This is a genomic window from Lysinibacillus sp. NPDC056959, assembly GCF_042674095.1.
Classification (GTDB): Bacteria; Bacillota; Bacilli; order Bacillales_A; family Planococcaceae; genus Lysinibacillus; species Lysinibacillus zambalensis.
In genome coordinates this window covers 1-12,028 of sequence record NZ_JBHURE010000033.1, presented here as the reverse complement: position 1 = coordinate 12,028, position 12,028 = coordinate 1, and the positions used below count along the sequence as shown (strand labels likewise).

Here is a 12,028-nt window from a genome sequence, read left to right as displayed (position 1 = left end):
ATAACGAACCCCTCATAAAGAAAAACTTTTCATATCCTTACACCAAAACTTTGCTCGCTTTGTATGCTAAACAACTCCCCATTTTTCAACACTTTTTAGCCCAATATAAATGTGCCATCTTTCCCTTCATTAGGACGCTCTTTTATCACCTTCTTTCAAAAAGATTTCAGAAAACTATTGACAATTGTCATAAAACAGGCATAATCATTAATAAAGTTTCCTCAGAGAAACAATATGACGTTCGGGAAATTTTATTATAGAAAGGAATAAAAAATGCGTATGGAAAAAACATTGATACCTCTTTCTAAATGCTCGTTTGGAGATTGCTTTTTAATAAAAGAAATAAACATTAAAGGTCCTTTAAGAAGGAGATTATTAGATTTAGGCTTTGTAAAAGGCGCAGAAATCTTCGTTCTACGTAAAAGTCCTTTAGGAGACCCTGTCGCTTATCGTGTAAGCAATACAACGATTGCATTACGCAACGATGAAAGCTCTATGATTTTAGGCAAAATTGTTAGGGGGAATACAAAGTGAGGATAAGTCGAATTGCATTAGCAGGTAACCCAAATACCGGTAAAAGTACATTGTTTAATACATTAACGGGATTGAAGCAGCACACTGGGAACTGGCCCGGGAAAACGGTTGTTCATGCAGAAGGTTCTTTTGAACATAACGGAGAGCAATATGTTCTCGTGGATTTACCCGGGACCTATTCTTTATTTTCTAATTCAGCAGATGAGGAAGTCGCAAGAGACCATATCGTTTTTGACCAACCGGATGCAACAATTGTTGTGCTCGATGCAACATCATTAGAAAGAAATTTAAATCTTGCACTCCAAGTTTTAGAAATGACGAATAACGTTATCATTTGTATCAATTTAATCGATGAAGCTGAGAAAAAAGGGATCCGAATTGATGACAAGAAATTGGCTCGTGAGCTAGGAGTCCCAGTTGTCAAAATATCGGCAAGAAATAAAAAAGGGATTCATCAATTGCTCGATACGTTAAGTCAACTGGTGAAGGGGCAAATTGTTACAACGCCGTATCGTATGACATATTCGAATGAAATAGAGGAAGCCATTACAAAGATTGAATCGAAATTAGAAGGTTATTTTGATGAAAAATATCCATCGAGATGGGTTGCCCTTCGCTTACTTGATGGTGATGAGGAATTAATCTTAAAACTGCAACATCATAATAAACAGCACGAGGTGAGAACGAATGGAGTCCCAGTCAGTGTTAAATCATAATTCACTTAAGGCTATTTTAGCTGAAGTGAACGAGGTTTCGAATGAGGATATTCGAGATGAAATTGTTAGTGATATTTATACTAAAAGCAAATCTTTATGTAAAAAAGTAGTATCGCAGCAACCTGCAATGTACAGATCTGATAAATTAGATGAAATTTTCACATCCCGTATTTGGGGATTCCCTATTATGCTTATCTTGCTAGGGACTGTCTTTTACATTACTATCGCTGGGGCAAACGTACCATCAGATATGTTAGCAAACTTATTTGGCTATCTAGAAGGTAAGTTAACCTTTCTTTTTGAAGCAATGCACGCACCCGAATGGTTACACGGTATTTTAGTTCTCGGGCTATTTAGAGGTACAGGTTGGGTTATTAGTGTTATGCTGCCGCCAATGGCTATATTCTTCCCTATGTTCGCTCTATTAGAAAACTACGGTTATTTACCACGTGTAGCATTTAATATGGACCGTTTATTCAAACGAGCTGGTGGACACGGGAAACAATCATTAACAATGGCAATGGGCTTTGGCTGTAATGCCGCTGCTATCATGTCAACGAGAATAATAGAATCTCCTCGGGAACGAATGTTAGCCATTTTAACGAACAATTTTGTTCCTTGCAACGGAAGATGGCCAACACTTATTTTATTAGCATCATTATTTATGGTAACTGGTTTTTCAGGTGCAGCAGGTACATTTGTAACAGCTGCCATTTTAATAGGATTTGTTATGTTAGGGGTCGTGGTGACATTAACTGTGTCCTGGGTTCTTTCTAAAACCGCTTTAAAGGGGGTACCTACCCATTACACTTTGGAACTTCCACCATTTCGAAGACCAAAGTTCTGGAACACAATTTTAAGAGCCAGTCTTGATAAAGCATGGTATGTATTAAAAAGAGCAGTTGTCGTAGCAGCGCCTGCCTCTATTTTGACTTGGGTATTCGCTAATATTTACGTTGGTGATACGAGTATTCTAATGCATTTCATTAACTTTTTAGATCCATTTGGTCAGGCTCTTGGTATGGATGGCTTTATTATGGCTGCATTTATTCTTGGGTTACCAGCCAATGAAATTGTGATCCCTATCCTAATTATGGCATATTTATCGCAAGGAGCTATGCTAGAAATTGAGGATTTATCGAAGCTAAAACAAGTGTTTATCGACCAAGGCTGGACGTGGCTCACAGCTTTAAACATGATGTTATTCTCACTGCTACACTTCCCTTGCGGAACGACTTTAGTCAATATTTATAAAGAAACAAAAAGTCCAAAGTGGACATTTATGTCATTTTTAATTCCAACGGTTATTGCTATTGGCGCGACTTGGCTAACGGCGACAGTTGCTCGAGCTTTTGGTTGGGTGTGATGATGGGAGGGGCTGTTTAAAAGCCCCTCTTTTTTATTCAGGAAATTAGCGTGACAACAAATATTTCACGAGTATAGCCCACTAAGTATTCTATAAATTAGCCGGTCTATAAGCTCTTTATGCAAGATAAATAACCAAGTGGAAAATCATCCACTTGGTTATTTTTAATTGTTATTGATTTAAAAGCTTAGTTCTATTATCTATATATTTATTATTTCGAAATATTACCATTAACAAGATATTTATTTCCATATTTATCAACTATAACGATTATAATATAGTCTCCCTCAATGAATGGGAAAGTATTATTTATAATAGGTTGCACTGTTCGTCCTTTTTTAAGCGGCGTTTTGCCATCGCCATGACTTAAGCTTGTTAATGCACCCGAAATAGTTGGATCAATAACCTCAATTGGTTTAACCTTATCTATTTCTGCTGTTGTATATGTTTTACTATATACAGTGTAATAGTAGTTAACCTCTTCTCCTGGCTCCACTGAAGGGTCTGAGAAAGTAAAGTCGAATGTTGCATTAATCTTATTGCTTCTATCCCCGGTAATTGGATCCTGCAGCTTAGCACTTTCAATTTTAGTCGTAAGAGTTCTATAAATATAAGATGCTGTAGGTTTACCATCTGCAAACGGTATTTGTGTATTGGCAATAATCGCGCTGCCTTTATCTGTAATATCAGCATTTACTGTTAATGCAAAACTTTGATCTACCTGATTATCAAACGTAATAATCATTTTTCTAGGTTTCCATGTCTCTTTTGCTGCGTCATCTTCCCATGCCCATTTATAACCTGGTAACGTCGCAGTTGTACCGTCTAAGTTAGTAAAACTAAAGAAGGATTGACCATTTTTAATAATACTTCCTGGATTAGCTGGATCACCAACCGCTTCTGAAAATGTAACTTCAAATGTTTTTCCATCGATTTGTTTAAAGATAGGGTCTTCTACCTGTGGTGGTGTGCCATCAGAATAGAAATCTTGTTTCATCCAACCAGCATTTGTTTCATCGTGATTGTCTCCATCTTTATTAGCTTTATACACAGTAAAGTTACCATACGTATCCTGTGCACCTAAATAAACAACGTATTCGGTATGTGGTGTTAAAGTAACTCCTGTCAAATCTACAGTCCCAGACGCGCCTTTTCCACTTTTTGTAACTAAAGGACTTGACTTAAGTTTGTCCTCTAATGTTTTTCTTTCTGCTGCCGTGTCAATAGTTAGCTTTGCATCCGGATTATCTGTTCCATCAGCATTTTTCTTTGGTACGAACCAGTAATGCAGCTTTGTTGTCTCATCTGTACTGAAACTTACAGTGGCTTTCGTATCGTCAGGACCTTTTTTTGCAGTCCCAGACTTAATTTCTAAATCAGTAACTAATGGTGCTCTTGAGTCCCCGAATATTTTTTCAGAAGCTATTTTAGAAAGATCGCCGCCACGGTCTTTTAATATCATATGAACCGAATAGCTCATGAATGGGTTTAGTTTATCTTTATCAATAACAACGGGGAATTTCTTTGTATCAGCTTCTAAGTCGGCCGGACCAGAGCCAATTTCTATATAAATATCTTTTCCGCCTATTTGGAAGTAGCCTGATTTTAATGATGATTCAGTCGCAAATTCATTATAGAAATCTCTCTCCGTAATGCCTTTATCTTTTAAATATTGTTCAAATGTTTTTGTTTCATTGTTGTCTACGACCGTATCAGGTAATACCATGTAATAGTATGTCCCTGCTTTATTTGGCTTAAATTCTACCTCAGCTCGTTTATATTTTTCATCTTGGTCTGGTTTCCCAACAACTTTTAAACCTGTAATCTCCGGTTCAAGATATTTTTCATGCACGTATTCTGCAAAGTTTCGAACATTTTTACCAGGTTCAACGGTATTTGCATTTTCAAATTCATTGCCTGCCAAATCCTTAACACCAGGTAATACAGTTACACGTAATGTATCTCCATAAACAAAACCTGTTTCTGATGGAATTGTTAATAATACCTTTTTATCGCCTTCCTTATACTCTACAGCAGAAGGTTTTATTTTTTTCTGTCCTGTCGTATTGACGATAACCGTTCCTGATAAATCATAATTATTTACATCTCGAGCGCTTTTAGGGTCTAATGCTTCATTTAAATAAATGTAGAATTGGTTTTCTTTCCCATCATCAGATTCAAGTTTTGTCTTCTCTACAAATGGATTTATTTCATCTAACTCAAGTGTTGTAAACCCTGTTGAAGCTACCTTTGATAGATTACCTGAGTCATCTTTCATTACCATGAAGAATTCATATTCTGTTAATGCCTCTAAATTTTCTAACATTATTGTTTTTGTTAACTCAGCGGCAGTATTGCCAGTAACTTTACCCTTATTTGTTGATTTTGCAATTTCCTCAGCCGTCGGTGTAGTAGCATTAGTCGATTTTTTACGTACTATATAAAAATATTCCCCAGATTTTGTTGAATTAAATGTAATTTCTGCCCTTTTTCCCCCAGGAAGTGGTTTTACAGATTTAAATGTCACTACAGGTGCTATAGTATCCTTCATTTTGAATTCTTGTGATTTAATATCAGAAACATTTTTCGCTCCATCAACGACCATCACATACACAACATATTCTTTTTTCTCACCTAAGTTAGTGACTTTAAATGTGTTTTTGCCATTCACTGCTGCGCTTGATCCATGTGCTGCATTTTCAGTAGAAATCCGATTTACCATTTCTTTTTTCGTTGGTGCATCGGCGCCTTTTTCACGAACAATATAGTAGTAAGTTCCAACTTTATCTGAAGTGAAATCTACCTGTGTCTCACTACCACTTAAAACTGTTACATTCGTAATGTCGATTAACGGTTTTGTTTTATCAGCTGGATCTTGTTTATCAATATCGTCTTTATCGACTGGTTTACCGTCTTCATCTACAATATTGCCGATATTATCTTTATCCTCTAAGAAGTCGTCGAAGATATTATTTGGTCCCTCGCCCTTCGGTATAATCACTTTGTCAATATACGTGTAATCTCCAATATCAACCCAACCGTATACATTATCAACATACAGAACACCAACGCGACCATCTAGATATAGCTCTAAATCTGTGTAGCTATTGTAGTTAATCCAGTCGATGTTGCCATCTCCGTAAATTGTCAGCTTCGTTTCTGTATCGAGATTTAGTGTGCCGATATTTCCTTGAATCTCAAATTCACGAACATTCCCGATAATGTCTACACGTGGTAGCTTCATATTTGTTTCGATTTTTGTACCGCTTTGAGCGACAACTAGGCGTGATACAGTGCTGTTATAAAATTCAATATGTTTTTCAACATTTTTCATCGTCACTTTATCTTTAGACCAGTTCTCAAATGGCTTGTTTTTATCAGGATTTTTGTCGGAATTCTGATCTGCCCAATCTTGAAGATCTGTTGTAGAACCGTTATTAGATGAGCCTTCATCATTTGGATTATCTGGATTAGTCCAGTTAATAAATGCAGTATTAGTGCTTGCTATACGGCCAAAAGATAATGGCTTATAGTAGGAAAAACCTAATTGTAAAGGTGGACGTACCGTTTCGTTGACATGCATTGTACCAGTCAATGTAATATTTGAGAATTCAATATAGTTTCCATTAACAACGATTGTCGTACCGAAGGACTTACGATCGCCATCGAACACTAGAGACCTTGAGCTTGTCCCACTTGCATTCAATGTAAGCTTTGATACAGAGCGAATAGTTTTGCCTGAAAAGTCCCCTTCAATTAGCGCATCTTTTAATACAGGTGCATTATCTTCGTTAAAAATATGCGAGAGACTTTGTGGTACTGAGTATCGATCACCATTTATGTAGACAGTATCGTCTTCAACATTTGTAATTTTGAAAGATGTGGCATTACCTTTTTTCTCTTGTGAACGCACAATAAAAGATGCGAATTGTCCACGTGTAACCGCATTATGTGGTGAGAAAGTGACAGGTGTTGTCCCTTCCGTAATCTTTGAATCTACTAAACTTTGGATATAAATAGCGTTGCTTGTTTCGCTAGTTACATCTTTGAAACTATTGTTGTAATTAGAGGCTACCTCTAAATTAAAGCCAAGGACTAAAATTTTCGCTAATTGCCCGCGTGTCATCACTTCATTAGGCATAAATGTTCCATTTGAATAGCCCGACATGATTCCTGCATTTTGTAGAGCAGCTATATACTTGTAATATTCACTACTTTTCGGAACGTCTTTTAAATATGGATCTTGTACATTTCTCAAATCTAATTTTAAAACAGTCGCCAGCATTTTTGCCGCCTGACCACGTGTTACACTTTGATTTGGTCGAAAAGTATTGTCTGCATACCCATTAATCGCACCTTGATTATATAATTTTAAAATGCCGTCATAATGACTTGAATATGGGTCAACATCTGTAAATGGTGAAGAAGCCGCAGCTGCCTTTTGTGGTGGTGGCACTACAACAGCAATCCCACTAGTAGCAAAAACCGTTGCTATAAGTGCTTTGTTCACTTTTTGGATTTTTGTTTTATCCATCCCACTCTTCCTTTCATCTATGTATTTGATACGTTCAAACTATCATTTTCATCATACCCTTTATATCGACAGGTAGATAGTGAACCTTCATAGATAAATCTAAATTAATGGAATAAAATTGTTAACAATAACTGTAATTTTAACAAAAAATATTATTAAAGATGGGATAGCATTTATTAAACATTCGCTATACAAATAAGTTGATTGAAGTGGAGACTAGGCGACTCCTTGGGGATCAGCGTCCCAGATAAGACCTTGGAGCGAGCATCGCGAGTGAAGCGGCTCAGCAGCAGGTGACTATCAACATTTAATCGAAGAAATGCTGGAGTGAAATACTGGTTAACAAATGAGCATGGATTATACATAACACCTGAACAGGAGACACAGGTAAAAATGCTGCGAGGACTGTACGATGAAGAAGCCTATCTTCGTTTAAAACCGATGCGAGGAATTCGAGCTGAAAAGCAAGGGGATGTATTGCGTCTGATTGATCGCTACGATACTAATAAAAAATGCGATATTCGTAGGCGTTCTATTTGTTTAGTGAATTTGATTACAGCTAATCGACCGTCAGAAATGGTTAGGTTAAAAGTAAGTGACTTTGATTTAGAGAACCGTACTGTGTATGTAATGATGGTGAAGCAAGGGGAAATGAAAGAAAAACGCCTGACACTCGAATGTGTGCAGTCAGTGAAGAAATATATTCAGACGTGTGAACTGGAGCCAAATGACTATTTTGTCGGTGCAGCTGACAAATGGGGCAATCATACAAGCCGAAAAATCAGCGAAGTGAGCTATAATCAAGCGATACAGAGTTGGCTTGGTTTTGCGCCTGACACATTCTCCAAAACGCAGATTACCGCTATGTATCAAAAGGGAGCAGACATCCCGACGATTACCAAGCAGTCCGGTCATAAATCCCATCAGACAATTATGGAGCATTATATTAATTTAAGAACGAACGATGTGGATGATTTTTTATAATGAAAATAAAAGTAAGAAGCTTAAAAATAGCTTTTCACTTTGTTTTTATTAATTGAATTGTATTTAGAAACTGGAAGAGTTTAAATATGAAAAAAGACATCGTAACGGTCTGGAGTACTGATAATGATTTGCGTAATATCTTGAGGTTCGATGGCACGAAATTGATAAAGGTTCTTAAAAAAGTACAAAAGATTGCAAATATAATGATATAATTCCCTTGTTTTCTATTGTATTTTTTATATAACGCCCCAGAAACACTTCTAATTAATCCAAAAATTATGGGAATAATACAATAGAAATGATTGATGAAACCCAACCTATATATTGAGAATTTCTTCCTACTTTTTAAAAGGTAATTGAATTTCAAAATATTATTGAATTATATTAGAAAACAGCTTGTATTAACCCCATAAAATTAAGTCTAATAGTAGAATGTTTAAATTTATTTTTTTATTAATTATTTACCCTCAAGGTATTTTAAGATTTTAAGCATATTAATATTAATACCACCCCTTCAAGTGTTGGTTTCCTAATAAAAATTCGGAAACCAACAGTTGACAAGATAATAGTAAGCTTAAAATCTATCGTAATATATCAGGGCTAATCACACTTCAAAGTAGCTTTTTCGGTTTTAATAAGCTAAAAAATCCGGAAAATTAGTAATAATCGACGGAATAAAGTTTCCCATTAGCCATATAAGTTTCTTTTTTCTTTTGCCCTGTTGTATGATTTCTATACCACTTTGCATACCAACCGTCATTATAAGCATAGTCTGTATAATATAAAGTCCATGTACTTGTAGCAGCAGCTATTATTTCATTATTATTACTTGTAGCCTCTGCCTTTTCTATCCCAAAACCAAAGGTTAATCCAGAAGCTAAAGCTACTGCTAAAGATGTAGCAGTTAGATATCGTTTCAAAGAAACCCCTCCTAATTATTTGTTGTTAGGTGTTGCAACTATCTTGCTTTCACTCGAGTTAATCCCAAGTTACCATTACAAAAACCGACATTACAACCGACAATTTTAATGACGGCATTTCCCTAAAAATGTCGGTTGCTGTCAATATAAGGTACTCTCCAAAAATGTAGAAAGTAACCTTTTATCTTCGATTTCTCAATAGATAGAAGGTTACTTTCTACATTTTTGATTAGATATTCTTGGACCGAGATGTATTTGAGGCATTAGTGAATTACTAAATTGGGTATATCAAATACCAATTTAACTAAATACTATAATGGTCTTTTCCTATATATTCACAAGGATTTTAGGTATTCTAAAAGTCATTTATAAACTTCAAATCAATTGTTTTTCTTTCACAATATCAATTACTTCTATTCGTGAAGAAACACCTAGCAGGCTAAATAACTGAGTTAAATACCGTTCTACAGTTCGTTGAGTAACATTAAATCTCGCTGCGATTTTCTTATTTGTATTCCCATCCATTAACATCTTAATTAGCTGAATTTCTTTATTTGTAAGTTTGATGCTGTCATATCTATTTTTCATTTTTTTGTTAATATAGTCTACAAAATCTATAGGGATAACTATGTTTCCTACAACAATTGAACGAATTGTACAGATCACTTGCTCAATTGGAGCAGTTTTTGAAAGAATACCATCTACTTTTTTTTCAATTAGCAATGAATAATAAGAATGAATATCTTCACCGGTATATAATATGACAATTGCATGTTCTTGAATCGCTTTAATATCTTTCGCAAGCTCAATACCGTTTTTTTTAGCCATATTTATATCAATTAAATATACATGAAATGCTTCTTTTTGTATTCTATCCAAAACTTGTTCAGCATTCGTTTCTGTTTCGATATAAAAATCATCTAATTCATTAAACAGCATTTTTGTGCCTTTTAAAATAATTGGATGATCATCAACAATTAAAACTGAAATCAATGGGCATCCCGTCCTTCATATAGTTTAATTTAAATTTCAAAACCATTATTAACTAAAGAGTTAAAAGATATTTATCCATTAAAAGCCTTTACTCTATTGGCTCATCAACAAAAGACCATGTATCACTGCTATTAAGGTAATCCATAAAGCACAGGACGCAAGCCGCAGCAATCATCTTATTTTCAGCCTGAAAAGAGTGGCTGAAAACCGCCCCCCGACTCCCACCAAAAAAGACGGGATTTACCTTGGGAGGCGCTCTTTGTGTTTCAAAAATAGAAATTTCTACTTTTGAAAAGTATTAAATTCCTTGAAATAATAACAGATAGTGTTATAAAAAAGTTAATCTAGAAGACATTAGATATAATTATATAAATCCGCTTACTTTCAATTCATTATTATCTAATGATATAATCATGTATTTCGAATCTTTATATTTATCAATATTTTTAATATCTTCTAATTGTTTTTCATTTAAAGGAACGATTACATCCGGATTTTTCATTTTATTTTTTTTATAATTCATTAAGAAAATACTCTGATAATCAAATAAACTAATTTCACGTTTATACTCATTATTATTTTTAAAATGCAATGTTGGATTGTTTAACAAGATAGAATTTTTAGATTTCGAACCTGTTAAAGCATCAATTATTTTATCTGTAATAGATATTTTCAATTTAATTTCAGCATCAATATAAATGGGCATACTATTACATTCAATTAAATAATAGTTACCCTTTTCATCTACCTTTATATCAATACCCGTAAAAGAGAGGTTTAGTATATTTGCAGCATCTTTACAAAATTTAATCACATGTTCAGGAAGATTTATTGGTATATACTGAAATTCATCTGTAGAAAATGCAGGGTTTTCCCTATAATCAAGATAGTTTTTATTATTTTCTAAGATATGTGAGGATAATATTTCTCCATTTAATAAATAGACTCTAATATCTGAGCCTTTTATATATTCCTGAAAAATAATGGGCTCTGATTGTTGATTTCTTAAAGAATCTAGTACAAATTGATTGACTTCCCTGCAATGTTCTCCGCCTGTTAGAGGTTTAAATATTACTTGTCCTACTTTACTAACAAAATTTTGTAGTTCATAGTATGAATTTGTAATACATGTTTGTGGAATTGGGATTTGAGCATCTATAAGACGGAATAACTGATAGTACTTTGTATTATCCACTGGAGGATTTATTAAAGTAGCCCCCTTATCTTGTAATATTTTTAACCATGTGCTTAAATTTTCTATTTTGGCTTTAAATAAGATTTGTTCATTATAAGTATCAACATAAGAATCTTTTAAGTTCTTAGGTAAAAAGCTCATATTACCATGTATGTAAACAGAAGAGATTGATTCGAAATCAATAAATGTCCTATTATAAAATAATTTCCCATCTTGGAAAGTATATTCGTTTTTTTCTAAGGGTCCTAATTCTATAAAGGGAATCTCCCGTTCTTTTAACTTCAAAATCATATAGTTACAATGTATATCATTCATTGGGTTAACAATACATATAGTCATATTCTCTCCGCCCTCTATAAATGTAATATATTAACGGTTTAATCCGTTTTTCGAGTGATGAAAAAATCATGGCTTATACTTAATAAAAAGTAAGACAAATAGACATGAGTCTATTTGTCTTACTTTTTCCTATGGCCACCAAGGATGTTCTTCACCTATTGCTAGTGTTGTAAAAGTACCAGACCTTGAGGGTTGAAGAGAAATTTCTCCTGAAATATCCAATGACTCACCTGAAATTCCTTGCGATTTTAAATTTTGAAATATTTCTTCCTGCTGTTTACTATCCAACTTAATTGACATAATTTTAACCTCCTTTTAATTTATCCGAGATTGACTTCTATATTTAAATATGTATTAGCGAGAATATAAAAGTAAATCTCTCCTTTTATAAATATTATTGTATTACATTGTAAACAATAACATTTATAATATTAAATGTAAATATAT

At 34.2% G+C, this 12,028-nt stretch carries 9 protein-coding genes; 4 read left to right on the top strand and 5 right to left on the bottom strand.

The annotated features are described in order from the left end of the window. Positions 1-279 precede the first annotated feature (279 nt). The 3 genes from ACFTQ7_RS22760 to ACFTQ7_RS22750 are packed head-to-tail and all read left to right on the top strand — an operon-like array spanning position 280 to position 2,616. Positions 280-534, top strand: coding sequence for a FeoA family protein (locus tag ACFTQ7_RS22760; protein WP_386831365.1), 255 nt, complete (start codon positions 280-282; stop codon positions 532-534). Beyond that, a complete protein-coding gene (locus tag ACFTQ7_RS22755) occupies positions 531-1,250 on the top strand; it encodes a FeoB small GTPase domain-containing protein (RefSeq protein ID WP_386831363.1) in 720 nt (239 codons plus the stop codon). Before ACFTQ7_RS22760 ends, ACFTQ7_RS22755 begins: the two co-directional genes overlap by 4 nt. After that, complete coding sequence (locus ACFTQ7_RS22750) at positions 1,222-2,616, top strand: nucleoside recognition domain-containing protein (RefSeq protein WP_386831361.1); 1,395 nt, start codon at positions 1,222-1,224, stop codon at positions 2,614-2,616. Before ACFTQ7_RS22755 ends, ACFTQ7_RS22750 begins: the two co-directional genes overlap by 29 nt. A gap of 211 nt (positions 2,617-2,827) precedes the next feature. Here ACFTQ7_RS22750 and ACFTQ7_RS22745 read toward each other — a convergent pair whose 3' ends face one another. Further along, a complete protein-coding gene (locus ACFTQ7_RS22745; protein WP_386831359.1) occupies positions 2,828-7,150 on the bottom strand; it encodes an S-layer homology domain-containing protein in 4,323 nt (1,440 codons plus the stop codon). 327 nt (positions 7,151-7,477) lie between these two features. Between ACFTQ7_RS22745 and ACFTQ7_RS22740 the strand changes: the two genes are divergently transcribed. Next, positions 7,478-8,134, top strand: a complete 657-nt coding sequence (locus ACFTQ7_RS22740) for a tyrosine-type recombinase/integrase (protein ID WP_386831357.1) — start codon at positions 7,478-7,480, stop codon at positions 8,132-8,134. A 656-nt stretch (positions 8,135-8,790) separates the two neighbouring features. On the opposite strand, the gene ACFTQ7_RS22735 is transcribed toward ACFTQ7_RS22740, so the two are convergent. From ACFTQ7_RS22735 to ACFTQ7_RS22720, 4 genes are all read right to left on the bottom strand, one after another. Beyond that, positions 8,791-9,054, bottom strand: coding sequence for a hypothetical protein (locus tag ACFTQ7_RS22735; protein ID WP_386831355.1), 264 nt, complete (start codon positions 9,052-9,054; stop codon positions 8,791-8,793). Positions 9,055-9,429: 375 nt separating this feature from the next. Next, on the bottom strand, positions 9,430-10,047 hold the full coding sequence (locus ACFTQ7_RS22730; RefSeq protein ID WP_386831353.1) for a response regulator transcription factor: 618 nt from the start codon (positions 10,045-10,047) through the stop codon (positions 9,430-9,432). 364 nt (positions 10,048-10,411) lie between these two features. Next, positions 10,412-11,581: an ATP-grasp domain-containing protein gene (locus tag ACFTQ7_RS22725; protein ID WP_386831351.1), complete on the bottom strand. Its 1,170-nt coding sequence runs from the start codon at positions 11,579-11,581 to the stop codon at positions 10,412-10,414. 129 nt (positions 11,582-11,710) lie between these two features. Beyond that, positions 11,711-11,881 carry a hypothetical protein gene (locus tag ACFTQ7_RS22720; RefSeq protein ID WP_386831349.1) on the bottom strand — a complete coding sequence of 57 codons (171 nt, stop codon included), beginning with the start codon at positions 11,879-11,881 and terminating at the stop codon, positions 11,711-11,713. Between the last annotated feature and the right edge of the window lie 147 nt (positions 11,882-12,028).

Excerpts from the sequence above, each read along its gene's own strand:
- ACFTQ7_RS22745 (WP_386831359.1), bottom strand. The coding sequence starts at position 7,150 with ATGGATAAAACAAAAATCCAAAAAGTGAACAAAGCACTTATAGCAACG.
- ACFTQ7_RS22760 (WP_386831365.1), top strand. The coding sequence starts at position 280 with ATGGAAAAAACATTGATACCTCTTTCTAAATGCTCGTTTGGAGATTGC.
- ACFTQ7_RS22720 (WP_386831349.1), bottom strand. The coding sequence starts at position 11,881 with ATGTCAATTAAGTTGGATAGTAAACAGCAGGAAGAAATATTTCAAAAT.
- ACFTQ7_RS22725 (WP_386831351.1), bottom strand. The coding sequence starts at position 11,581 with ATGACTATATGTATTGTTAACCCAATGAATGATATACATTGTAACTAT.
- ACFTQ7_RS22750 (WP_386831361.1), top strand. The coding sequence starts at position 1,222 with ATGGAGTCCCAGTCAGTGTTAAATCATAATTCACTTAAGGCTATTTTA.